19 protein-coding genes are annotated in these 24,357 nt (G+C 50.9%); 6 read left to right on the forward strand and 13 right to left on the reverse strand.

What is annotated here, in order from left to right; translation table 11 throughout:
• Positions 1-26 precede the first annotated feature (26 nt).
• Positions 27-1,100 carry a peptide chain release factor 1 gene (gene prfA / locus LAT75_RS03925; protein WP_363320511.1) on the reverse strand — a complete coding sequence of 358 codons (1,074 nt, stop codon included), beginning with the start codon at positions 1,098-1,100 and terminating at the stop codon, positions 27-29.
• 84 nt (positions 1,101-1,184) lie between these two features.
• Here prfA and LAT75_RS03930 point away from each other — a divergent pair, with 84 nt between their 5' ends.
• On the forward strand, positions 1,185-2,348 hold the full coding sequence (locus LAT75_RS03930; RefSeq protein ID WP_291481321.1) for a 5-(carboxyamino)imidazole ribonucleotide synthase: 1,164 nt from the start codon (positions 1,185-1,187) through the stop codon (positions 2,346-2,348).
• Between the two features lie 41 nt (positions 2,349-2,389).
• Positions 2,390-2,893, forward strand: a complete 504-nt coding sequence (gene purE, locus LAT75_RS03935) for a 5-(carboxyamino)imidazole ribonucleotide mutase (RefSeq protein WP_291481338.1) — start codon at positions 2,390-2,392, stop codon at positions 2,891-2,893.
• 88 nt (positions 2,894-2,981) lie between these two features.
• On the opposite strand, the gene LAT75_RS03940 is transcribed toward purE, so the two are convergent.
• The 4 genes from LAT75_RS03940 to LAT75_RS03955 form a co-directional block, all read right to left on the reverse strand.
• Positions 2,982-3,107 carry a hypothetical protein gene (locus LAT75_RS03940; protein ID WP_291481322.1) on the reverse strand — a complete coding sequence of 42 codons (126 nt, stop codon included), beginning with the start codon at positions 3,105-3,107 and terminating at the stop codon, positions 2,982-2,984.
• 403 nt (positions 3,108-3,510) lie between these two features.
• Positions 3,511-6,621, reverse strand: a complete 3,111-nt coding sequence (locus LAT75_RS03945; protein WP_291481323.1) for a T9SS type A sorting domain-containing protein — start codon at positions 6,619-6,621, stop codon at positions 3,511-3,513.
• A 228-nt stretch (positions 6,622-6,849) separates the two neighbouring features.
• Positions 6,850-8,223 (reverse strand): hypothetical protein, encoded by a 1,374-nt coding sequence (locus tag LAT75_RS03950; protein WP_291481324.1) that lies wholly within the window; start codon positions 8,221-8,223, stop codon positions 6,850-6,852.
• A gap of 57 nt (positions 8,224-8,280) precedes the next feature.
• Positions 8,281-9,774, reverse strand: coding sequence for a helix-turn-helix domain-containing protein (locus LAT75_RS03955; protein ID WP_291481325.1), 1,494 nt, complete (start codon positions 9,772-9,774; stop codon positions 8,281-8,283).
• Positions 9,775-10,078: 304 nt separating this feature from the next.
• Here LAT75_RS03955 and LAT75_RS03960 point away from each other — a divergent pair, with 304 nt between their 5' ends.
• Positions 10,079-11,725 carry a hypothetical protein gene (locus tag LAT75_RS03960; RefSeq protein ID WP_291481326.1) on the forward strand — a complete coding sequence of 549 codons (1,647 nt, stop codon included), beginning with the start codon at positions 10,079-10,081 and terminating at the stop codon, positions 11,723-11,725.
• Positions 11,726-11,874: 149 nt separating this feature from the next.
• Positions 11,875-13,140: an isocitrate lyase gene (gene aceA / locus LAT75_RS03965; RefSeq protein ID WP_291481327.1), complete on the forward strand. Its 1,266-nt coding sequence runs from the start codon at positions 11,875-11,877 to the stop codon at positions 13,138-13,140.
• A 243-nt stretch (positions 13,141-13,383) separates the two neighbouring features.
• Here the strand turns inward: aceA and LAT75_RS03970 are convergent, their stop codons facing one another.
• From LAT75_RS03970 to LAT75_RS04005, 8 genes are all read right to left on the reverse strand, one after another.
• Positions 13,384-14,628, reverse strand: coding sequence for an ABC transporter permease (locus LAT75_RS03970; RefSeq protein ID WP_291481328.1), 1,245 nt, complete (start codon positions 14,626-14,628; stop codon positions 13,384-13,386).
• Between the two features lie 3 nt (positions 14,629-14,631).
• Positions 14,632-15,855: an ABC transporter permease gene (locus tag LAT75_RS03975; RefSeq protein ID WP_291481329.1), complete on the reverse strand. Its 1,224-nt coding sequence runs from the start codon at positions 15,853-15,855 to the stop codon at positions 14,632-14,634.
• 54 nt (positions 15,856-15,909) lie between these two features.
• Positions 15,910-17,016 (reverse strand): efflux RND transporter periplasmic adaptor subunit, encoded by a 1,107-nt coding sequence (locus LAT75_RS03980; RefSeq protein WP_291481330.1) that lies wholly within the window; start codon positions 17,014-17,016, stop codon positions 15,910-15,912.
• Between the two features lie 187 nt (positions 17,017-17,203).
• The gene (ychF, locus tag LAT75_RS03985; RefSeq protein ID WP_291481331.1) at positions 17,204-18,307 is read right to left on the reverse strand and encodes a redox-regulated ATPase YchF; all 1,104 of its coding nucleotides are present in this window, start codon (positions 18,305-18,307) and stop codon (positions 17,204-17,206) included.
• Positions 18,308-18,318: 11 nt separating this feature from the next.
• A complete protein-coding gene (locus LAT75_RS03990) occupies positions 18,319-18,987 on the reverse strand; it encodes a metallophosphoesterase family protein (protein ID WP_291481332.1) in 669 nt (222 codons plus the stop codon).
• A gap of 25 nt (positions 18,988-19,012) precedes the next feature.
• Complete coding sequence (gene nusB, locus LAT75_RS03995; protein ID WP_291481333.1) at positions 19,013-19,483, reverse strand: transcription antitermination factor NusB; 471 nt, start codon at positions 19,481-19,483, stop codon at positions 19,013-19,015.
• 171 nt (positions 19,484-19,654) lie between these two features.
• The gene (locus LAT75_RS04000; protein WP_291481334.1) at positions 19,655-20,134 is read right to left on the reverse strand and encodes an EVE domain-containing protein; all 480 of its coding nucleotides are present in this window, start codon (positions 20,132-20,134) and stop codon (positions 19,655-19,657) included.
• Positions 20,135-20,261: 127 nt separating this feature from the next.
• The gene (locus tag LAT75_RS04005; protein ID WP_291481335.1) at positions 20,262-20,972 is read right to left on the reverse strand and encodes a sulfite exporter TauE/SafE family protein; all 711 of its coding nucleotides are present in this window, start codon (positions 20,970-20,972) and stop codon (positions 20,262-20,264) included.
• A 157-nt stretch (positions 20,973-21,129) separates the two neighbouring features.
• Here LAT75_RS04005 and LAT75_RS04010 point away from each other — a divergent pair, with 157 nt between their 5' ends.
• Together LAT75_RS04010 and LAT75_RS04015 are read left to right on the forward strand one after the other, a co-directional pair.
• A complete protein-coding gene (locus LAT75_RS04010) occupies positions 21,130-21,975 on the forward strand; it encodes a TIGR02757 family protein (protein WP_291481336.1) in 846 nt (281 codons plus the stop codon).
• 181 nt (positions 21,976-22,156) lie between these two features.
• Complete coding sequence (locus tag LAT75_RS04015; protein WP_291481337.1) at positions 22,157-24,355, forward strand: M3 family metallopeptidase; 2,199 nt, start codon at positions 22,157-22,159, stop codon at positions 24,353-24,355.
• Positions 24,356-24,357: the final 2 nt, after the last annotated feature.

A 24,357-nucleotide genomic window follows, 5' to 3' on the forward strand; every position in this document is an offset into this window, starting at 1 on the left:
TTCGCGGTGGGATGCATGCCCCGGGCCTACGTCTCAGCGACTTCCTGAAGCTTACGCAGGTTGTCTTCGAGCTGAAGGGCGTCAATAACACCATCAATGTCGCCCTTCATGAAGTCATCGAGGTTGTAGATGGTGTAGTTGATGCGGTGATCGGTCATGCGCCCCTGCGGGAAATTGTAGGTCCGTATTTTCGCACTGCGGTCGCCGGTCGAAACCTGATTTTTCCGGTTGGCATCGCGCTCGGCCCGCTTTGCTTCCAGCTCGACCTCGTACAACTTGGTGCGGAGCATCATCATGGCTTTGTCGCGGTTTTTGTGCTGCGAGCGCTCTTCCTGACTCCCAACCACGATACCCGACGGAATGTGCCGGATACGCACAGCGGAGTCGGTCGTGTTTACGTGCTGCCCTCCCGCCCCGGAAGCGCGAAAGGCCTCAAATTCCAGGTCGGCCGGATTAATCTGAATGTCCACCTCTTCGGCCTCGGGAAGCACCGCAACCGTTGCTGCGGAGGTATGCACACGGCCCTGCGACTCTGTTTCGGGCACGCGCTGCACGCGGTGTACCCCGCTCTCCCATTTCATGCGGGCAAATATATCGGAGCCGCTCAGCATAAACACAATTTCCTTAAAACCGCCCTTGGCAGCGGGCGAAGAATCCATCACCTCTACCTTCCAACGCATGGTATCTGCGTAGCGGCGGTACATGTTGAACAGGTCACCGGCAAAAATGGCGGCCTCATCGCCGCCTGTGCCCGCCCTGATTTCGATGATGGCGTTGCGCGCATCCTCCGGATCACGGGGGATGAGCTTCATTTTTATTTCCTGCTCTTTTTCAGCCAGCTTCTCTTTGAGCTCTTCGAGCTCGGCTTCGGCCATTTCCACAAGATCGGCATCCGTTTCGGAAGCAATCATCTCTTTGGCACCGCGCAATTCTGCGCCGGTTTTTCGCCAGTCGTCGTACAGGCTAATAATTTCCTTTAAATCCGAATGCTCCTTGCTCAGCGAAGCGTACTGCTTCTGATTGCTGTAAATATCCGGGTCACTCAATACTACGGTCAGTTCCTGATAGCGGGATTTGAGCCGTTCAAGCTTATTTTCGATGTTCATACAGGCGTGTGGGTTTCAATTTGCTTATCTTGGCAAAATACGAAAAATCAGAGCCGCTAACGAACAGGAGAAGACAGCATGATGACACGATTCGGACTCCCCCCGGGCTTCAGGCTCGGCATTATTGGGGGCGGTCAGCTTGCCCGCATGAGCGCGTATGAAGCATTTAAACTTGGTATTCACGTAGGGGCCGTTTGCAGCGAATCGGGAAAGGACCCGATGGAACAGGTAACACCAACAGTTTTCAGAGGAGATGTGTCGGACTACGACACGCTGATGAAGCTCGCGGAGTGGGCAGATGTCATCACCCTTGAAAATGAATTTCTCGACGGCGAGGTGCTCGAGCGCGTGCAGCGGGATTCGGGCAAACCCGTGTACCCTTCCCCGAAATCCTTCAAACTAATCGAGAGCAAGCGGCTGGAAAAGGAAACCTTCCGCGAGGCCGGCATTCCGGTTGCTGATTTTGTGGTCGTAGAAAATGTTCAGGCCATTCAGAAAACCGGCGCCCGGCTGGGCTGGCCTTTTATTTTGAAGTCATCCAAAGGCGGCTACGACGGGTACGGCAACGCCGTTGTGAGCAATCAGGCGGAAGCGGAAAAAGCCTTCCGGAATTTCGGCGGCGAAGAAGGCCGCGAGGTTATCGCCGAAGAAATGGTCGATTTCACCAAGGAGCTCGCGGTAATGGTGGCCCGAAACGCGCACGGCATGGTATCCTTCCCCTGCTGCGAAACCATTCAGCACCATCACATCTGCGCCAAAGTGCTGGCTCCGGCTCCGATTTCACGCCGGCTGCGCGATGAGTGCGTGGCCTTGGCCGAGAAGGCCATTCAGGCTATTGACGGCATCGGCATCTTCGGCTTTGAGTTTTTCCTCACCAAAGATAACGAGCTGCTGCTCAACGAATCTGCGCCCCGGCCGCACAACTCCGGGCACTTCAGCATGGAAGCCTGCTCGGTTTCCCAATTTGAAACGCATGTTAGGGCGGTTTGCGGTTTACCCCTCATTAAGCCTGTTATGCGTTATCCTGCAGCTGTTATGGTGAATCTGTTGGGCAAATTTAACGGCCCCGCTGAACTAACCCTGCCCGTCTCTGAATCCGCGCATGAAGAAGTGCACCTGCATGTGTACGGAAAATCTGAAAGCCGTCTGGGCCGCAAAATGGGCCATATAACGGTGCTTGGCAACAACCCTGAAAGCACCCTTGCTACGGCCGACCGTCTTGAAAAAGCTACGGTGCTGTAATTCTCCATCCCAAAACAAAACATAAAAAATTTTTAAGCATGATGAATTCCGAAACGGAACCCCAACATCCGCTGATTGGCATTGTGATGGGCAGCGACTCAGACTGGCCCGTAATGAAAGCAGCACGGGACGTCTGCGATACTTTTGAGGTGAGCTGTGAATGCAGGGTCGTTTCGGCGCACCGCACCCCGGAAGTGATGGTTACCTACGGGAAAGAAGCACGGGAGAGGGGCATTAAGGTCATTATAGCGGGAGCCGGAGGTGCAGCGCATCTGCCGGGCATGCTCGCTGCCTGCACAACGCTGCCGGTTATTGGCGTGCCGGTGAAGAGCAAAAGTCTGAAAGGCATCGACAGCCTGCTTTCAATTGTACAAATGCCGAAAGGGGTACCGGTTGCGACTGTCGCCATTAACAATGCTGCCAACGCAGGGTTGCTGGCATTGAGCATTTTATCGGTTGCAGATGCCGCTGTTGCTGAAAAACTTGACCTTTATCGCCGGGAAATTCATCAGGAAAGCATGGAGAAAACGGCAAACCTGAAGTGAAGTAGAGTGGCAATTTGATTTCTAAATCTATAAAACAAAAGCAGGCCTCACTGTACAGAATGAGGCCTGCTTTTGTTTTATGAAGAAATTAATTCCAGTATCTGAAAAGTACTTCAAGCGTACCAATCACTGCGATGGTTACATAAATTATAAAGCCAACAATGAGCAGAAAAAAAGCTCCGGTTGTACTTGCAGATTCGTTTCTTGTTCGCATGAATGAACGCAACTAAGAGTTTAAGATTGATTGATATCCGAATTGATCATTATCAGTGCATAATCAAATTTCCGTTGTCCTTGGGTGTAGGATAAGGGGAATTACGTACTTTTTCGGATATTTTTCGATAAACTGTTAAAATTCTTCGATGAATGAATTTTAAATTCCGATGGGTATCAAAGCAAAAAGGCAAAACTGCTGTTTAATTCAGCCTAAGGGGTACTTAAATCAAACTTTATAAGCTTTTTCCATTGTGGAACCTGTATCCTAACACACCCGCTGATGGTGTTTTTAAGCATCAGAATCCGCTATTTTGCTTAATTCAGATCCAAAAAATACGTAATTACACTTGGTTCGGGGCAAAATTACCTGCTCTCCGACCAGGGCAAAAATATGATCGTATTTATTTCAATATACTCATTTTCCTGATAAGTGTGGCCGTTGGGGTTCGGAGCTCATAAAAGTAAAGTCCGGAGGAGAGGTTTCCTGATCGGAAAACAGCTGTATGCGTACCGGCTGCTTGCTGCCCCTGAATAATTACCGCCACCCTTCTCCCGAGACTGTCATATATAGTGAGGCTGATTTCTGCACTTTCAGGCAGGGTGTATGTGATCCTTGTTTCAGGATTAAAAGGGTTCGGATAATTTTGCTGTAACTGTACAAATGCCGGCTTTTCAGCTTCAGGGCTAAGTGATGTGCTACCTTCAGGCTGTATTGTTAAAATGAATACGGGCTCTGACAAGGTTTTTTCCGGAAAAGAGACCGGAGCGTTTATGGTACCGGTTTCAACTGATGTAAACTGCGTTTCGAATACAAGGCTGCTTTGTGAACGAAGGTCGGTTACCTCAGCTGTCGGAACGTGGGTTAGGCTTAGCTGCCAGTCTTCGGGGAGATTATCATGCAATGTCCAGCTCAACTCAGCTGCACCGGAATAGGGTTGCGACTGCACAAATGCTGCTGCAGAAATTTCGACTGAGATGCTTTCTGTGAAGTCCGTAGTTCGGGACATGAGCATCAGGGGCACAGGGCGCTCTTGCGGAACAAGCGCAAGGTAGCTGAAGGTCTCAGATGCAGGCCAAAGTGCCGGGGCATCATAGTTGCCGGCAGCTCCGGCATAGTGGTCTGAAAACCTGATTGCTGTGCTTGCGCGCTGCCCTTCAGCATCCATGGTAAACAAAATAAAGGGATTCTCCGCCGGTGATTCAAAAAGCTGCTCATCATGCCCGGCGAGCACAACCGCAGGCCGGTCAACTGTCAGTTCCGGATTGCTGTCTGTTGCTCTCACCCAAAATGCCTGAAACGGAGCGATTACGGGTTCAATGGCTATGCCGTCAATCGGGTCGGTGCCGTCTTGTTCAAGCAGGCGGTATTCCCGGGTGATGGGGTTCCAGACCCAGGCAAACCGACTGACTTTCTCCCGCTGCCAGTGATTGCCGTCGCCCCAGTTGAGCCATGCAGCCAAAGGATTACCAAGCAGACTCCACCCGGCGGACTCTCCGGTGTCTGAGCCGTTGAGGGCGCCAAACGCAAATGCTCCGCTGCTATCGAACCAGGGAGCCGCACCGGAAACCCGCAGTGGCTGTGTAAAATCAACAGCTGAGGAACTGTCACCGGGAGGATTGTTTTGAAGAAGGAAGGCGAAAAAGCCTGTGCCGGGTACAATCAGGTTATTAGTCGGGCCTGTATAAACCGGCTGACCGGGCTGTGCGGTGTAAAGCAGAACAGATGAGGGCGTGCCGGGCAGGTTTTCATCGGAGCCGGGGAAGCCTTGTGTCCAAAGTGGTTCGAGCAGCCCGCCGGCACCTGCGTAGGGCGCGGCAACAGGTGATGCAAGCCCAACCCAGTGACCAAGGTTTCCGCCGCTGAAATCCGGTGAAGTAATTTCACGCTCGAAGGTTTGGGTCGGGGCAAGGCCGCCATCATCCCATACACTTCCATCAGAAGCAATAGTAATGGCAGAACTGCCGCTCAGCTGCCCCTGCACCAGATTCAGCAGGGATGCAATCCGAAGCTGACTCCCGGGAGCAATCTCAAGGGTGCCGGCAGCTTTATCAACGGTCATGCGGCTGAATGCCCAGGACGGGATGGCCGTTAATGCCTGTCCGCCTGTTCCATCAAATGTAACCTGCCAGCCGTCGGCCGTTTGTGCGCTGCTGTTTTCCAGCACGAGATCACCGCGGATGCTGAGGGTCCTTGCCGGATCGGCAGCTACAAAGCTGCTTTCCGTAATGCTCAGATTCCAGAAGCTGCTTTCATTGAGGCTCAAACCATTCACACCGGTAATGCTCACCGAGCTGTTATCGGCTATCTGACCAAAAGCAGGCGGCTGTACACCGTTAAAGTGCACAGAGCTGTTTTCGCTGAGGTAAAGCACACCTGTGATTTCTGCTTCGGCAATCAGGTGCACGGGGAAGGTGCCGTCCCCCAAAATAACGCGCGCATTCGCCCCGCTTACCGGAAGCGGGGCAGCAAGGGTGAGCGTATCGGGCGACACAATGTGCCAGCTCACGTTATCCGTTGCAAAAGTTGTGGGGATTCGGCCGCTGCCATTGGGGTTGGTAGCCCAGTTGGAGAGGTCTTCAAGATCACCAAAGCCCCGATAAAAGTATGATTCCGCCACCGGCAGGGCATCGAGATAGCCTGCCAAAAAAGAAGTAAGGTCGAGCTTATGAATGCGCTGCGGGATGGTGATTGGGAACGGATTCGTTGTACTGGCAAACTCGTTGGTTGCATAGTAAATGAGGCCGTCCACAGTAGTGATAGCTTCGAGCTGATGGGCAACGAATGCCAGAAAGTTAAAATCGAGACGGCGCTTGTTGCCGCTGAAGAAATCATCCCCCTCAAAATCATACAGCAACCAGATAAAAGGTGCTGCAATTTCGGGAAAATTATAGCCAATGAGGGCGATCAGGCGTTCTTCCGGTAAATAAACAGACCCGGTAATTAAACCCTCCACATCGAAGGTTCCGATATTTTCAGCCACGTGTGTGCCGGCTGCGTTGGGAAGGCGGTACACGCTTGTTTGCCGGCCGGTCCACTGTTTGGTAAAAATGTAGATAAAATCGTCGGTTACGATAAAAGCCTCGGCATCATAATCTGTGATGAGCGAGCCCCCGGGATTGAAATCTACCTGATCGTCGTAGCTGAAAGCAATTTCCTCAACATTCACCTCTCCTCTCAACAGCCCAAGCTTTTCAATTTTATAGATTTTGAGGTTGGTACGGTTTCCGAAGTTGTTTCCGAAATCACCCATATATAAATAGTGTGCATCCTGCGTGAGCTCCTCCCAGTCGATATTGGTAAGGCCGGTAAGCTCAATGGGCTGTAATTCAAGGGGGGCTTCAAAGGTGAACCCGTAGATATTAAGGTCGGTATCATCATTATGGGTCCAGAACTTATTCTGCCAGACAATCAGACCGGAAGTTTCATCTACGTCTGCAGAAAGTTCTTTTCTTTCAGTGAAGGTAATGGTTGTCGCGTTGTATGTACAGCTGCCGTCATTAACTGTTGCCACAGGATCAAAGTTTTGAGCAAGCGGATCAGTACAACCGGGGATCTCAGCCGTTGCATATGCACTAAGCGGGTACGAAAATAGTACCCCAAAAAACATTGCCATAAATACCACAATCCACGTTCCGTTTGATTTGCCCTTAAACATATGATGACTCCTGTAAATTTTTCTCTTTAATGGTTCTGACGTCTGGGTTTGCCCGTTCTTCAAAATACACAAATTAGCGTTAACTCATTCATTCGCGGAACTTGGTACGCCAATATGATTAATAAGGAGTTCGGATGCTGATTTAACCTTAAACTGAGCTTTTATCGGATAACGGCTTGTCAGCTTCACAGGCTGTTCCCCGTTACCAATCACCAGCCGGCTGCCCTCACCGCTGATATGCCATGGTTGATTTATCTGATATTCGCCTTCGGCTGTGAGGTGCCAGCTCACCCCCTGAGCCGAAAAGTCAGCCGGACTCCGCCCTGATCCGTTGGGATTTGTAAACCAGTTTGCAGGATCGGTGAGCTCACCAAACCCGCGAAAATAGTATTTATCGGGTTCGGGAAGGCCGGCAAAATAAGCTTCAAGAAAAGGATTCAGGTTAATTTCATGAATCATCTGAACCGAGCCGAAGCGAAACGGCCGCCTCAAACCTGCCTGCTCGTTGGTCAGGTACCAGCTGTGCCCGTCGATAGTGGTGATGGCTTCAATTTGCAGGGGCATAAACTGAAAATAGTTCAGGCCGATGCGCCTGTTGTTGCCACCGAAAAAATCATCTCCCTCAAAATCATAATGCAGCCAGATGAAAGGTGCAGAAATAAAGGGGAAATTGTAGCCCACAAGCGCGAGCAGACGTTCTTCCTGCAGGTACATGGCACCGGTAATCATGCCTTTGGAATTGAACCCGTTCACCCTTCGTGCAACATGATTGCCGGCCTGATTCGGAATACGGTAAACGCTGGTTTTAAGCGTATGCATTTCTTTGGTGAAGAGATAAATGTACTCCCCTTTCAGAATGAAGGCTTCGCTGTCGAAGCCAAATCCAGGCCTGCTTCTTCTTCCGAAATAAAACTGATCCTCATACCGGAAACGAATAACCTGATACCGGAGGAATTCTTCCTGAAGGCTGCGTTTTTCAATTTTGTAAATCAGCAGGTTGGTTCTGTTTCCGTAATTATTACCAATATCGCCTACATAAAGGAAGTTATCGTCCTGCACGATTTCTTCCCAGTCGATATTTTGGAGTCCGTTGAGTTTTACTGTTTCGACAGAAAGCGGCTCTTCGAATGTAAAGCCGTAAAGATTAAGATCAGCGTGATCGTTTTGTGTCCAGAACTTGTGCTGCCAGTAAAGAAGGCCCGACGACTCGTACGCACGGCTGACCATTCGGGCGCGCCTTGTATGAGAAATAACGGTACGCGGATACACGCAGTTACCCGAATTAACAACAGCAGATGAATCAAAATTGAGTGCAGCCGTATCGGTACAACCCGGAAGATTTAAATCGCGCTCGTAATAATTCACGTAATAAAAAAAGGCTGTCATCAGCAATACGAGTGCAGCAAGCCCGCTCAGCATAATCAGCCAAGCTGCCGGAAGCAGATATTTTTTAATCACATACCCATCTAAAGTGGCAAAACCTTTTCCAAATTTTCTAATGAATAACCAGGGTGGTTACTGATTTTCCTGAATAATGCGATGCAGGGAATCTTCCATTTTCTGCTGTGCTTTAAGACGTTCAAAAATAACAGGCTGAGCTACGCGCTCATTACAATCTGCAATTCCGCAACGCTCACAGGTTTTGTTAACCGTGAGCAGTTTGATGCGGTCATCATTCCAGAAACGGACTCTTCTCTTGAATTTTTCGGTCATCACAAAACCGAGGGTTACACACGAGCCTACCTCAGGGTTTAATACCAGCGGCCGCGCCATAGAAACACAGAAATATTCGTTTTCAGTTTGATGGAAGCGTGATTTCTGCACGCCAACAATCGGGTATTTAAGGGTGCCGGTATTTTTCTGCGCGGCGAGATCTTTAAGCAGAATAAGGGTAATCCAGCGGCGGCAATAGTGTTCGCTAAGCCCTACCCCGTGAGGCTGATGCAGACGGGAAAAATGCAGCTCTTTGGTGAGGGTGAAGAAATCCGTAGGCATATGATGATTAAACCGCAGGAAGTAAAGCTGATCAATTTCAAAATAATGAGGCAGCAGCTGCGAAAGCCTGTGAAAATACATTTCAGGGGTTGCATCAAAACGGTTCATGATGGCCAGAAAGGCTTCCCCGTCCCACTGTGGCTTTTTGAAAAACTCTTTGAGCTCGTTTACCAGCTCGTTGCGCGGAATGAGCAGCGCACCGGCGAAATAGGAGGTTTTAAAATTGTTGAGGAGCTTATCGAAGGTATCAACCTTATTCCAGACCGAAACGTGAGCCCGCTCTTTGAGGCCCAGTTCCTGAAACCCGATTTCTTTTGCAATGAGAAATTTCCGCTGTGCTTCAATCAGCTTTTCGTTGAGCAGCAGTTTCGGATGTTTGCCGGGTACATTAATTGATCGTATGCCGTCGATGGCTTCTTCTTTTGAAAAATGCTGAACCTTTACCTCAATGCCATACTGCTGAGTGAGCAGCTCAGCCATTGCGGCAGCATTTTTATTTCTGAAATCGAAACGGGCATATTTCTTAACGAAAATATCAACCTTGTTCTCGATATCCTCGAAGTAGTTGTTATTCATTTCCTGATAAGACCTCATGGCTGCAAACAACAAATGCTCGACCCGCATATCGTAATTGCGGGCAATTTTCGAGAACGTATCGAGCAGGGCGGAGAACTTCATGGGCGAGTTGCTCATCAGCTCCATTATGTCAGAAGGCTCAAGACCGAATAATTCAAACGGTATATCCTGAAGGGTGCCGTTTTTGAGGATTTCACTCAGAGGGTTAAGCTCGGCTTCAAGTTTAAGGGAAACGAGGTCATCGTAAGAAATATCAAGAGCTTCGGCCAGAGCCACAATCTTATCCGCTTTGGGATATTTTTTGCCCTTTTCAATTTCATTCAGGTAGGAAGCCGATACACCGGAGGCCGCAGAAAGCTCCTTAAGAGACAGATTCTTTTTAGACCTGAGCTGATTCAGTTTCAGTCCAAAGATAAATTTTAGGTTTTGTTCGTCCATTAACTTTTAAAATTAGTTGAGAAAAGACCTGCCTTACAGGAGAAAAGAACTATTCGTTTGAACAATAATCTGAAAAGATAACAACAGGCAGTTTGGCTTTGAAACAGCAGTCTGTTTAATACAGGAATAAATTTTCGCTAATAGCGAATTTAAGGCTTTCCCAAACAGACCGCAATATTCAGCAAATAAAATAATTTTTGCGAATTTATGTTTTTTGCGAATATTCGCTTGCTTATCAGTTTTCGTTGACTTACATTCAAAAAGTGATTTGGAAACAATGCCTTCAATCAACCAATCCCTTCTTATGAGTTTACCAACTGAGACACAAAATTTGAAGATTCCCGAAGGAGTCGTGATTACGGATAGAGCCCTTAGTAAAAAAGCTAAACAAGTGTTTACCAACGAAAGCCTCGCCACACTGGTAACTCTTCACCGTAAATTTCAGGCCGACAGAAAAGCGCTTTTAGCCGAGCGTAAGGTTCGTCAGGCTGCTTTTGATAACGGTGCCCTGCCCGGCTATTTAGATGCTAATACCGAAGCTGCATCAGGAAACTGGATCGTAAATCCTATACCCGAAGACCTTCGCCGGCGGCGGGTAGAAATTACCGGCCCTGTGAACTCCCCGAAAATGGTCATCAATATGCTTTCGAGAAATTCAGACGGTTTCCGTGCCGATATGGCCATGCTGGACTTCGAAGATTCCATGAAACCCAGCTGGGAAAATGTGCTCGACGGCGTACTGAACGTTGCCGGCGCAAGTAAAGGAAACCTTTCCTGGACCGACCCTTCCAACCCGGAAAAACATTATGAACTCGACCCCACCGACATGGCCGGCGTGATGGTACGCGTTCGCGGCCTCCATCTGGATGAAGTGAATGTAAGCATAGACGGAGAGCCGGTTTCCGGCGGTTTGTTTGACCTTTGGATGAGCGCTTATTATATGGTCGAAAATCAGATCGCACGCGGCAAAACACCCAAGTTTTATGTGCCCAAATGTGAGCACTACCTGGAAGCCCGCTGGTGGAACCGCGTATTTTCGGATATCGAAGAAGTTTTGGATGTATCGCCCGGCACCATCAAAACAACCTTCCTGATCGAGACGCTTACCGCCGCTTTTCAAATCGAAGAGATTCTTTTCGAGCTTCGCGAGCGGGCAGCCGGCCTCAATGTTGGCCGCTGGGATAAAATCTTCAGCGATATCAAAGTGCTCAAAACGCACCGCGACCGCGTGATGGAAGACCGCGCGACCATTAATATGCACAAATACTGGATGGATAATTACGCCAAGCGGCTCATTAAAATCTGCCATTCAAGAGGTGCATTTGCAATCGGCGGGATGTCGGCCTTTACGCCCGGCAAAACCGAACAGGCCCGTGCCGAACAAACCGCAAAAGTTGTGGCCGATAAGGGCTACGAAGCAGCCATAGGGCACGACGGCTGCTGGGTATCTCACCCCTACTTTATCGGGTATGCGCTCAACGAGTTCAAACACGATAATCAGCTTACACGCACCCTCGACGACTTCGATAAATACCCCGACATCCTGCCCAATTCAAAAGGCGCCTGCAGCATGAAGGGCCTGCGTACGAATGTGCGTGTCGGCATCGGCTACATGCAGGGCTGGAATCAGGATATCGGCTGTGTAGCCTGGGACGGCCTCATGGAAGACCTCGCAACCCTGGAAATATCCCGGGCGCAGACCTGGCAGTGGCTGCACCATAATGTTCAGCTTGATTGTGGTACCAAAGTAACCAAAGAGCTGATTCATCAGGTCTTTGTAGAAGAGCTGGGAAAAATTCTGGCTGAAGTTGACGAAAGCCTCTCCGGCAAAAACGATGCGCTTGCGAAGAAACTGAAAAAAGATTTCACGCAGGCAGCAGCCGATGCCGAAGCAGCCTTCGTAAAAGATGAGCTTGATGATTTTCTGTCCATGGCCTCTGATCCGGCCTGATCCGGGACACGGAACCTTTCTGTAAGCTTTTGTATGTGCGCGGGATGAAGCAATTCATCCCGCATCCTTCACCCTCAACCAACTGCTTGATTCAACTGTCAATCAATCCTTCACACACAACACCATTAACCCTACGGGTACATATTATTATGAAAAACGCATCCGAACTCAACGAATACTGGAACAACGACCCCCGCTGGAAAGGCATCACCCGTGCCTATACCGCCGAAGATGTTATTAAGCTCCGTGGCAGCGTACAAATCAAGTACACGCTTGCCGAAAACGGCGCAAAAAAACTCTGGGACATGCTGCACACCGAGCCGTACATCAATGCCCTTGGTGCCCTCACGGGTAATCAGGCGATGCAGCAGGTTAAAGCCGGTCTGAAGGCAATTTACCTGAGCGGCTGGCAGGTTGCCGCCGATGCCAACAACGCCGGACAAATGTACCCCGATCAGAGCCTCTACCCTGCAAGCAGTGTGCCTGATGTGGTGCGCCGGATTAACCACGCCCTGCAGCGCGCCGATCAGATTCACCACTCTGAGGGTGATAACAGCGTAGATTGGTTTGCCCCGATCGTAGCTGATGCTGAAGCCGGTTTTGGCGGCCCGCTGAATGTTTTTGAACTTATGAAAGGAATGATTGATGCCGGAGCCTCCGGTGTACATTACGAAGATCAGCTTGCTTCCGAGAAAAAATGCGGCCACATGGGCGGTAAAGTTCTGGTACCGACTGCTCAGTTTATCCGCACGCTCACCGCAGCGCGCCTCGCTTCTGATGTATGTGATGTGCCGACCGTACTCGTTGCACGCACCGATGCCAACGGTGCCTTCCTGCAAACCTCCGACATTGACCCGTATGATGAGCCTTTCATCACCGGCGAGCGCACGGCAGAAGGCTTCTTCCGGATTCGCGGCGGCATTGAATCAGCTATTTCCCGCGGTCTTGCCTACGCACCTTACGCCGACCTTGTATGGTGTGAAACCTCCAAGCCGGATGTTGGCGAAGCCCGCGAATTTGCACAAGCCGTTCACGAGAAATTCCCCGGCAAGCTGCTTGCTTACAACTGCTCACCATCCTTCAACTGGAAAAAGCATCTCGATGAACCTACCATCGCAAGCTTCCAGAAAGATCTGGGCGAGATGGGCTATAAGTTCCAGTTCATCACCCTGGCCGGTTTCCATGCGCTCAATTACAGCATGTTTACCCTTGCCAAGGCTTACAAAGAAGCCGGCATGGCTGCCTACTCCAAACTGCAGGAGCAGGAGTTTGCAACCGAGAAAGACGGCTACACCGCAACCCGCCATCAGCGCGAAGTGGGTACCGGGTATTTCGATCTCGTGAGCAACACCATTACCGGTGGCGAATCTTCAACGCTGGCCCTCAAAGGCTCAACTGAAGAAGAGCAGTTCTGAGAAACCTGCGCAACACGAAAGTATTAGGTTAAGTTTTAAAAGCAATTATTGGTTAGTTCACAACACGTCCGGCAGGCTGAACCCTGCCGGACCTGAATTACAAGCTTTCGCTAAGAAAGGTCATAATTCTATCCCAAAACACTCTAAAAGGGCGTCCTGAACAGGCGTCCTTTTGTTTTTTTGGGTGAAGGATGCAGCAAACAGGTTTCAAAACAGCTCTCCCCTAAGCTCAAAGCGCATTTCCTATTCATACCGCAACGCCTCAACCGGCTGCAGTGCTGCGGCTTTTCGGGCCGGGAACACACCTGCTGCAAAGCCGATAAGCGTTAGTAGCCCGACCGTAACCAGAACCACCTGGTAAGACAAAATCGGCTGACCAAAAAACTCGCCGGCACCTTCAGTAAGATTCAGAGAAATCACAAAACGGATAATGCCGGATGCCGCGGCGATTCCAAGAAGGCCGCCTGCAAAAGAGATGAGCAGGCTTTCTGTTATAAACTGCAGGAGGATGTGCTTCCGTCGTGCTCCAAGTGCCTTTTTGACACCAATTTCATGGGTGCGTTCCTTCACAACCACATACATAATATTTGCCACTCCTACCCCGGCAATCAGCAGAGTAAAGAAACCAACAGAAAATAAAAACAGGGTGATACCATCTGCTACCTTACGGTTCATCTCTTCAAACTCGATAAAATCCCAGATAAAAACGGCCTCTGTATCCGCTGGATCGAACTGATACCGGCCGGCGAGCACCTTCATAATTTCATCAACCGTGTGTTGCTGCAGCTGCGGGTTTTCCGGACTTACCAAAATGGAGCCAAGATAGCGCTCATTATACATGTTCCGGTACGTTGTATAAGGCATGATGGCCCGGCGCGAGTCGGGGCCGTTGTTCATAGACGTTTGCAGTTTGGGCTGCATCAGACCGATTATCGTGAACGGCGTTGCGTCGATAAACAGCGTACTGCCAACGGCATCGTTGTCAGGGAAAAGCTCTGCGGCAATTTCATCCCCCAGGAAAACAACCCTGCGCTGCTCCGCAACATCATTCGGGTTTATGAACCGGCTGCCCTGCGCCGGAAAAACGGTGCGCATAATTTCGTAATCGGGCCCGACTCCCTCCCCGTAGGTGTTTACGGAATGATGCGGACTGCGAAGGTTCATGTTGTGGCGGCCATACTGCGGACTGATGTACGCTATGCCCGGAACCCGCTCCTGAATCAGGCGCAGATCCTCTTCGGTGAAGCGGATGCGCCGGCCCGGCGGCAGGCCGTTAAACTCGGTTGAGGTTTGGCCCGGGTAAATCATCATCACCTGATTGCCGCCACCAAGCAGCCCCTCAATCATTTTTGAGCTGAGCCCCTGACCAAAAGCCAGCAGCAGTATCACCGCAAACGTACCCCAGCTGATGGCCATAATAGTGAGGAAGGCCCTCAGTTTCTGCTTCCGCAAATCGCGGATAAACTCAGATAAAAGAATGTACCACATCGCTCAGCTCCTTAAACAGTCTATAATATTCAGGCGGGATGCCCGGTAAGCCGGCATAAACCCCGCACTCAGGGCGATAAACGACAATACGGCAAAGGCCACAAAGGCAACTTCCCCGGAGAAAACCGGCGTGCCCACAAACTCCTGTATCGGGTTGTTCTGAAGCAGCCTTACTATGCCCCAGCCGGCGGCATAGCCAAGCGAGGCGCCAAAACCGACCAGCAAAAAACTTTCACCCAAAAACTGCCGCATGATGGTACCCCGCTTTGCCCCGGCAGCACGGCGGATGCCGATTTCTTTGGTACGCTCCTGTACAACCACAAACATGATATTTGCCACGCCTATACCACCCACTGCAAGGGTGAAAAAGCCGATGAGGCCCAGAAAAGCATTCAGAGCGACAAAGAAGTAGTGGAAAAATTCCCAGGCTTCGTTGGTATCCCACACGGGGGCTCCGTTAGGGTCGTTGGGATCAAACCTGTGCCGGCGTGCAAGTGCCTGCTTCACCTCAGCCTGAACCTGAGCCGCAACTACCGGAGACTCCGGCAGATAAATGATATTATTGAGCCGGTCGGTGCCGTACAGCGCAGAAAAAGTTGAGGCCGGGATGAAAGCCCGGTTTTCATCACGGGCACTGTAAGATGAATTCTGCTCCTTACGCTGCATCACGCCGATTACAATAAACGGACGGTCGCCAAGCTGTACTATCTTCCCGACCGGATCTTCATCCTCAAAGAGCAAACCGGCAAGCCGGTCTCCCAGAAATACGACTCTCCTGCGCTCATCAATATCGATCGGATTAAGCCAGCGGCCGCCCTCCCTGGCAAAAATACTGCGCATCTCACCATAATTCACATGCACTCCTGCCACATTAGGCGTATTCCGGCGTTGTGCGTAGCGTATGGTTTCATTCCAGCCGGAATACTCCGGCGAGATTTCCGCTATACCGCTCACTTCCCGCTTGAGGTACCAGGCATCAGCTTCACGCAGCTGAATGCGCCTGCCAACACCCATGCCTTCATAAGCAAGAGATGTGTTCCCGTTAAAAACGATGGCTATGCGGTCGCCCAGGCCCAGCAGGTTTTGCGTCATTTGATTGCGGAACCCCATGCCGAAAGCCAGCAGCAAAATCAGCGTAGCCGTACCCCACATAATACCGCTGACCGTGAGAAAGGTCCGCAGCCGCTGCTGCATAATTTGTTTGAAGAATTCACGAATCAGTTCCATTTCAGTTCCCGCGTAAGTTTATTAAAGGATTGGGTTTACGGGATAAAGGCGCGGCTACATCGAAAGCGATCTCAGCGGACGTTCAAAAACTTTCTGACCTTCCTCGAGGCCTTCTTTTACTTCTATCAGGATGGCGTTACCGGTACCGGTTCTGATTTCTACTTCTCTGCGGCCGCCGTTTTCGGCAGATTCATCCGGAACCTCTACAAAAGTGCGGTTATCACGGAAAACAATAACCCGCTCAGGAATCAGCAGCACCTCATCAAGCTGATTGATGACGATATCCGCATTTGCGGAGTAGCCGGCCCGAAGTACGGAGCCGCCTGCATTTGTGATGTCTATCTCAACCCGGAAAACGGTTGTGTTATCGGCCCGGTTGGCACGCAGCGCGATATGCCGCAGCATTCCGGACACCTGAGCCTGCGGCAGGGCACCGATTTTGAGCTGAACCGGCATGCCCTCCTGAATGCGCCCCACGTCGATTTCATCAACCGTGCCTTTAAACAGCAGCCGGTCCATATCAGCGATAATCATCAGCGGCGTTCCGGCCTGATAGGAGGTGAGCGGTACTACGGGATCGCCGATATCGGCCATGCGCTCCAGAATATAGCCGGATACCGGCGCCTTGATGATGCTCTCAATTTCGATATCACCCATGGTTACCCGCCCGGACTCCAGCAAAGCCAGGCGTTCCTGCGCCATCTGCACCCTCACCCGCGCATCGTTGAACTGACGCTCGGTTTCCTGATATTCGCTTCGTGATATGATGCCGCGCGCCATCAGCTGCGACTGCCGCTCCATGTTTTGTGTGATGGTAGCAAGCTGAATTTCCGACAGCTCAACATTCCGGCGGCCTTCTGCGAGTTCAAGGGGTGTGGGGTCGGGGCGCACTTCAATAAGCGGATCTCCCTCATTCACATAAGTACCGGGCTGTGCGAAAATCCTGCTTACCACCCCCGATACTTTTGATTTTACCTCGACCTGCTGCTCCGGCTCGATGGTGCCAACCGCAAGCACCTTGTCAGTAACCGATCCCCGTTCAACCACAACCATGGGTTCTGTTTGCTGTGAGGTCTGCTGTTTTTGCTGAAGATAGAACCAACCGACCGCAGCTGCTGCGATTGCCGAAATAAGTATGAAGAATAGCGTCCGTTTTTTCATAACCGTAGCATTAAAGAGTGCTGAATGCATTGAAGGATAGATGCTTATACGCCGCAACCCTGTGGTAGTTACCGGATATAAGCAGGCTTGAGGTAACACGGCCTGATGCCCTGCGGCAAAAATATAGCCCTCCCTGCGCGAAGCAGAGAGGGCTATAAAAACAGGCGTTTAAGTACTTACAGCAGCTTTACACATTAAAGCGGAAATGGAGCACATCGCCGTCTTTCACAAGGTACTCTTTGCCTTCGCTGCGGAGCTTACCGGCATCGCGGGCAGCTGACTCTGAGCCGTGCTTAACAAAATCGTCGTAAGCGATGGTTTCAGCACGAATGAAGCCGCGCTCAAAATCGGAGTGAATCACCCCGGCGGCCTGAGGCGCCTTGAAGCCTTCCCGGATGGTCCAGGCACGGACTTCTTTCTCACCGGCCGTAAAGTAGGTGATAAGCCCAAGCTTGCGGTAGGCGGCCCGAATCAGCAGATCAAGGCCTGCACTGTCGATGCCAAGATCGTTCAGGAATTCACGCTTGGCTTCTTCATCAAGCTCGGCAATTTCGGCTTCAATACTTGCACAAACCACAACCGTTTGCGAATCCCGGCTTTCCGCCAGTTCGCGGACCTTCGCTACATAGGGGTTATCGGCACCTGCGTTGGCAATGTCATCTTCCGAAACATTACACACAAACAGGACCGGCTTTTCTGTGAGCAGAAACAAATCTTTGTAGGGCTCGCGCTGCTCTTCGGTTACCTCAAAGGTGCGAACCGGTTCGCCGTTTTCAAGATGCTGCTGCAGGCGTACTATGGTATCAAGCTGCGCAATCATGGCTTTATCGCCGCTTTTGGTCTGCTTTTTAACACGGTCGATGCGTTTTTCGACGCTTTCCAGATCCTTGAAAAGCAGCTCAGAATCGATGATGTGAATATCCCGGACGGGATCGACGCTCCCTTCAACATGTATCACGTCATCATCCTCAAAACAGCGGACAACGTGCACGATAATATCCACTTCACGGATGTGTGACAGGAAGGCGTTGCCTTTGCCCTTCCCTTCTGAAGCTCCCTTAACCAAACCGGCAATATCAACAAATTCAATATTGGTGGGGATGGTCTTTTTTGGCTTCACCAGTTCGGTGAGTTTATCAAGCCGGGGGTCGGGTACCGGAACGATGCCCACATTCGGATCGATGGTGCAAAACGGGAAATTGGCGGCTTCGGCGCCGGCGTTGGAAAGTGCATTAAAAAGGCTCGATTTTCCGACATTCGGAAGGCCGACAATACCACAGCGTACGCTCATATAATTGGTTTTCAGTCAAGATAGGGTTGTTGGATAAAAATACGATCGGGCAGTACAACAGCAGTAAGTACACCATAATCTCTGTGATAGGCATAGCAACAGCCGGTATCGATACCGATTTTAAGCTCTTCATTCATGGGTTTTGCAAGCGGAGTATGACCAAAAACTACCGGCTTTTCCCATTCAATTTCGGTTTCTTTCACATGGCTTCTTTCCCATAGGAAATTATCCACATTATCCCACTCAAAGTTAGTACGGATGCTTACATGCGGATTCATGCCTGCATGCACAAAAATATAATCATCCGTATCGTAGTACATAAGTGTTTCTTTCAGAAAAAAATAATACTGAGATTTCAGAAAATCTTCCGGCCACTTGTTAAACCCAAAGGATCTGAGGGTTCGATCGCCACCGTTAAGGGTCCACATTCGATGATCACCGTCAATTGCCGCCTGTAACATCATTTCTTCGTGGTTTCCGCGCAAAAAAATGCAGTTTTCAGATTTCTGAAAATCGATCAGATAATCAAGCACACCCTTGCTGTCGGGGCCCCTGTCGATATAATCACCTACAAAAATAAAAGTTGATCCGCTGTATAACTTTAACTTTTTGAGGAGTTCTTTCAGGGTTTCAGGACAGCCGTGTATGTCACCAATTGCAATTAGTTTGTCTGAGCTCAAAACGCATGTATTTCATGTTTTTCTTTCAGCTCCTGGGCAGAGATTTGGTGATAAGCCCGGAGCCTTTCTTAATAATTTTGCCCTGCTCTGTCAATTTTTTTGAAGCCGCATCAAGAATACCATTAACAAATTTTCCTGATTTAGAAGTCGAATATTTCTTTACTATTTCAATAGCTTCGTTGATGGTAACTTTCGTGGGAATATCTTCAAAAGTCATCATTTCTGTCAAAGCCAGACGAAGCACACAACGATCGATAGTCGCAATTCGTTTAACGTCCCAGTTTGTGACAAATTCGGATACGATTTCATCAAGTTCAGAAGAATCACGTACTGTTTTAAGAAAGAGAGCATTTGCAAATTCTCTCAGCTTTGTATCATCCTGCAACCTCGGTTTGATAACCGTCTCAAGGATGTGTTCGAGGGTTTCATTACTCAATTCCGCCGCATAGAGCGCCATCATTGCAGTTTCCCGGGCTTTTCTTCTGTTGAGGGACATATTATGGTTTACGGGGTGTATGCTTGAATCAAACTTTACAAAATAAGCAAAACAGGCACTTAATACTACCAGCAATTACGCTCTTCCCCGCAACCGGAATGCTTACAGCAAGAGCCGATTTCCCTGATTCCGGAAAAGCGGCTCTTGCTGTAACTCTCAACATAAGACCTCTCAGGGCTGTTCTCCGGCCATTTCATGAACCTTCAGCCATTCGTGCTCCGTAACGGGCTGAATCGACAGGCGGCTTCCTTTTTTAATGAGCATCATATCGGCCAGCTCAGGCTCTTCTTTGATGTCGTCACGAAGTACCGGTTTGTCAAACTTTTTGATGAGCTTCACATCTACGAGTATCCATCGCGGATTTTCTTCCGTGGCTTTTGCGTCGAAATATTTGGATTCAGGATCAAATTGACTCGGATCCGGGTAAGGCTCACTCACTACTTCCATCGTGCCCACGATCGCCAGCGGATTCGCACGGGAGTGGTAAAAAAAGATTTTGTGGCCGACCTTCATTTCATCACGCATAAAATTGCGCGCCTGATAATTGCGGATACCTTCCCACCAGGTTGTCTGATTTTTGCGGCTCGCGAGGTCGTCTATGCTGAATTCATCGGGCTCCGTTTTCATGAGCCAGTAGCGTGTTTCTGACATGCTTTCTCTCTTTTAGATGCAGGTTAATTTTGAAGGCCGGAATTTAGCCCCAAACCTTCATTTTCCCAAAATAAGCCGGGCGTTGTGTTTTTTAGGGTGATGGGTTACCAGGCCTTAACCCGCTGCATCAGTGACACATCATTTCGCCGGCATTGCTCATGTCGCCGCCCAGCACCGGACTGATGAATGGAATACCGAGTGCCAGACCGCGAAGGATCAGCAGCACGCCAAGTGCAATAGCCACATAAGGCACCGCCTTCTGCATTTTGAGGCGGATGTCGAGGGTCACCAGCTTGTTCGAGGCAGAGACCAGAAACATAACAGGGAACGTGCCGAGCCCAAAGGCGAACATATAAATCATGCCGTCGATAGCCGAGCCGCTCACAAGCGCGCCTGCCAGGGCGACATACACAAAACCGCAGGGAAGAAAGCCGTTCAGAAGCCCGAGCCCGAGCAGTCCGCCGGGTGTGTTAAACTTAAGCATGCGCCCCATCCCCTTTTTGAGCGACTCAATGGGCAGCCACATTGGCTTGAGGTGCATCCAGTTTACTTTGCCCGATATGATGGCAATAACGGCAACCGTGATGATGAGCCCGCCGGCCAGCACCGAAATCAGTTCCTGATATCCGGCGAGGAAAGCGCCCAGACCTATAAGGCCGAGCACGCCGCCCATGAGGGCGTAAGTGATACTGCGGCCGAGGTTATAGTTGATGCGCCCTGCCCAGAAGGCAAATTTGTTATCGTTTCCCGGCAAAGCCAGGGCGATGGGGCCGCACATGCCTACGCAGTGCATGCTCCCGAACAGGCCAAAAAGGAAGCCCGCAAAGTATAATTCCATGATGCAATTGTTTCAGTTCAAAAATATAATATCAATATAAGAATAGATTTAAGCTATTACCACACCGAAAAGACCGGATTCTGATTTATCCTGCCCTGCCCTATCGGAAGCTTGTTATATTTGGCCCGAACTCCTGCATCACCCTTATTCCTTATAAATGGCTTCAAAAGCATCGCGACACCGTACCATCGCCCTCAAACGAATCCCTGAGATGCGCCCTTTTCTCGACGAGGTTGTTAGCCGGGTTGAAGTACCTGCTTACATCGACAAAGATCCCGTGCTTTTCCTGCACGCCTACGACGGGCTTATCGATAAACAGCTGGCGGGCTTTTTTGCCGCCATCATGGCATGGGGACGGCGCGATATTGTGATTGCCAAAGTCGGTGAGCTGATGGAGCGCATGGGGCACAAGCCGGCAGCCTTCATCGGCAGTTACTCGGAAGCCGACCGTGAAGCCCTTGCCGGTTTCAAACACCGCACCTTCACCGAAGAAGACGTGCATCACCTGATCTTCAACCTGCGGCAGGTACTCGACGACTTCGGAAATTTCGAAGCCTTCTGGAAATCCGTGCGGCAGCAGGCTCTGGAACAAAAACGCGAGCTTATCGCGACTTTTCATGAGCGTTTCATGGCCTATCACACCGGGCCGCAGCGTACCCGCAAGCACATCGCAAGCAGCGAAAAAGGAAGCAGCTGCAAACGTCTCTACCTGTACCTGCGCTGGACCGTGCGGCAGAACAGCGTGGTCGATACGGGCATTTACAGTTTTATGCCCGCCTCCGAACTCATGATTCCGCTTGATGTGCACGTTGCGCGGCACGCCCGCCGCCTTGGGCTGCTGGGCCGCAAGCAAAACGACTGGCAGGCTGTAACCGAACTCACCCGAAAGCTTCGGCTGCTCGACCCTGAAGACCCTGCGAAGTACGATTACGCCCTCTTCGGCCTGGGTATAGAAGACATTGAAGTACCAAAGGAATTTGTCATCAACAAACGAATTTCTTAGTCTGCAACTTATTTGCATTTGTTGTTCAGAACAGGGAAATAGCTTAATTTGAATGTTTGTATTCAATTAGTAAAACTGCGGTAAATGCAGGATGGAAAAAGTTGCTCTTCTGGCAGCATCTTCATCTTCACCGATCCGGGAACTGCCCTGCCGCAACATCCCTCATCCAAAACAAAAATAAATGAATCTTTCACCGGTCAATTCGCTTTTGAAAGGCGCCCTGCTAAGCTGCCTCACTGCCGGACTTTTCGCAGTTCCGGCTTTGCAGGCAGAAAGCGCTCCCCTTTCCTCTTCCGAAACAACGCAACCCATGCAAGCTACCGATACCGACAATCCCTTTTTTGAGCCCAGCTCGCTACCGTTTCAGGCGCCTGATTTTTCGGCCATCCGGCTGGAGCACTACAAGCCTGCCTTTCTCAGAGGGATGGAGGAGCAGATTCGTGAAATTGAAGCTATTGCGAACAATCCCGAACCGCCTACTTTTGAAAACACCGTAGAAGCCCGCGAGCACACCGGTGCCATGCTGCTGCGTGTATCGCGGGTTTTCTCGAACATGAGTTCAGCCAACACAAACCCCGAGCTTCAGGCCATCCAAACCGAGATGGCTCCGCAGCTTGCGGCACATTCCGACAACATTCAGCTCAATAACCAGCTTTTTGCGCGGGTAAGAACGCTGATGTACAGCGATGCCGCTAATGAGCTTGACGAAGAGTCGCGTCAGCTGCTTACGCGGCAGTACCGTGCCCATGTACGGGCAGGCGCCAACCTCGACGAAGCGGGTCAGGCCCGGATGCGTGAAATCAACGGCCGGCTGTCTTCGCTTGCCACGCAGTTTTCAGAAAACGTACTCAATACCAGCCGTGAGCGCGCCGTGCTGATCGAAACCCGCGAAGAGCTCGCCGGCCTGAGCGACGCCCGAATCCGCGCAGCTGCCGAAGCCGCCACCGCCCGCGGGCACGAAGGCAAGTACCTGCTCAGCCTCACCAACACGACGCGCCAGCCCATTACGGCAAGCCTTCTGAACCGGGAAACCCGCCGCAAGGTTTGGGAAGCTTCCGCCTTCCGCGGGCTTGGTCACGACGGGCATATCGACAATCGCCCAATCATCCTGGAAATTGCCGCGCTGCGGGCCGAGCGCTCTGAGCTGCTGGGCTTCAATAACTTTGCCGAATTCCAGCTGCAAAACGAAATGGCGGGCCATCCCGATGCGGCCTACGACATCATGCTGAACATGCTGCCTGCCGTAAAAGCCAATACCCGCGCCGAAGCCGACGCCATCACCGCACTGATGCGGGCCGACGGCATAACCGACGAGCTGCAGCCCTGGGACTGGGAATTCTACGCCGAGCGCGTGCGCGCCGATCAGTTTAATGTGGATGAAAACGAAATCCGCCCGTACTTCGAGCTGGAGCGCGTGCTGCACGACGGCGTTTTTTATGTGATGGAGCAGCAGTACGGCATCACCTTCGAAGAGCGCTTCGACCTGCCGGTGTACCATCCGGATGTGCGCGTTTTCACCGTGTTCGCTGAAGATGAAAGTGAAATCGGGCTGTTTTACGGAGATTTCTTCGCACGCGACGGCAAGCGCGGCGGTGCATGGATGAGCTCCTACGTGGTTCAGAACCACCTGAAAGGCGAGCTGCCGGTTGTGGTGAATGTGCTCAACATTCCGAAAGCTACCGAAGGCGAACCGCAGTTTGTTTCCCTAAGCAATGTTGTTACGCTTTTCCATGAAATGGGGCACGGCATTCACGGGCTGTTTTCGAATGTTCGTTTCCCATCGCTTGCAGGCACCGCTACGCCGCGCGATTTTGTGGAATTTCCCTCAACTTATGAGGAAGACTGGGCCATACAGCCGCAAGTGCTGCGCAACTATGCCCTGCACTACGAAACCGGAGAGCCCATCCCGCTCGACCTGCTCGCCCGTTTCCTCGAGGCACGCAAGTTCAACCAGGGTTTCGATACGTTTGAGTACATCGCGGCAGCCCTGCTCGACCTCGACTGGCACACCCTGAGCAGCAGCGAAATCCCGTCTGATGCCGAAGCTTTTGAGCGCGAATCGCTTGCACGCCACGGTGTGGACTGGTCGTTCGTGCCGCCCCGCTACACAAGCGGCATCTTTAACCACGTATGGCCGGGCGGCTATGCAGCGAGCTATTACGCCTACCTCTGGAGCGAAGTGCTTGCAGCCGATGCCTTTGAGTTTGTGCAGCAAAGCGGCGGGCTGGGTTCGGAAATCATCCGCCATTACCAGCGCACCGTACTCTCCAGCGGCGGCAGTCGGGATCCGATGGAGCTATACCGCGATTTTCGAGGGCAGGACCCCACCGTAGATGCGCTGCTTCGCCGCCGCGGCCTCGACCCTACACCGGTAAATTAAAT

The sequence above is a fragment of the Cyclonatronum sp. genome, assembly GCF_022565315.1.
In the GTDB taxonomy this organism is placed as follows: Bacteria; Bacteroidota; Rhodothermia; order Balneolales; family Cyclonatronaceae; genus Cyclonatronum.

Bases quoted from the DNA above. Each gene is read 5' to 3' on its own strand.
- LAT75_RS03930 (WP_291481321.1), top strand. From the start codon at position 1,185: ATGATGACACGATTCGGACTCCCCCCGGGCTTCAGGCTCGGCATTATT.
- purE (WP_291481338.1), top strand. From the start codon at position 2,390: ATGAATTCCGAAACGGAACCCCAACATCCGCTGATTGGCATTGTGATG.
- LAT75_RS03940 (WP_291481322.1), bottom strand. From the start codon at position 3,107: ATGCGAACAAGAAACGAATCTGCAAGTACAACCGGAGCTTTTTTTCTG.
- LAT75_RS03955 (WP_291481325.1), bottom strand. From the start codon at position 9,774: ATGGACGAACAAAACCTAAAATTTATCTTTGGACTGAAACTGAATCAG.
- LAT75_RS03960 (WP_291481326.1), top strand. From the start codon at position 10,079: ATGAGTTTACCAACTGAGACACAAAATTTGAAGATTCCCGAAGGAGTC.
- aceA (WP_291481327.1), top strand. From the start codon at position 11,875: ATGAAAAACGCATCCGAACTCAACGAATACTGGAACAACGACCCCCGC.
- LAT75_RS03970 (WP_291481328.1), bottom strand. From the start codon at position 14,628: ATGTGGTACATTCTTTTATCTGAGTTTATCCGCGATTTGCGGAAGCAG.
- LAT75_RS03975 (WP_291481329.1), bottom strand. From the start codon at position 15,855: ATGGAACTGATTCGTGAATTCTTCAAACAAATTATGCAGCAGCGGCTG.
- LAT75_RS03980 (WP_291481330.1), bottom strand. From the start codon at position 17,016: ATGAAAAAACGGACGCTATTCTTCATACTTATTTCGGCAATCGCAGCA.
- ychF (WP_291481331.1), bottom strand. From the start codon at position 18,307: ATGAGCGTACGCTGTGGTATTGTCGGCCTTCCGAATGTCGGAAAATCG.
- nusB (WP_291481333.1), bottom strand. From the start codon at position 19,483: ATGTCCCTCAACAGAAGAAAAGCCCGGGAAACTGCAATGATGGCGCTC.
- LAT75_RS04000 (WP_291481334.1), bottom strand. From the start codon at position 20,134: ATGTCAGAAACACGCTACTGGCTCATGAAAACGGAGCCCGATGAATTC.
- LAT75_RS04005 (WP_291481335.1), bottom strand. From the start codon at position 20,972: ATGGAATTATACTTTGCGGGCTTCCTTTTTGGCCTGTTCGGGAGCATG.
- LAT75_RS04010 (WP_291481336.1), top strand. From the start codon at position 21,130: ATGGCTTCAAAAGCATCGCGACACCGTACCATCGCCCTCAAACGAATC.
- LAT75_RS04015 (WP_291481337.1), top strand. From the start codon at position 22,157: ATGAATCTTTCACCGGTCAATTCGCTTTTGAAAGGCGCCCTGCTAAGC.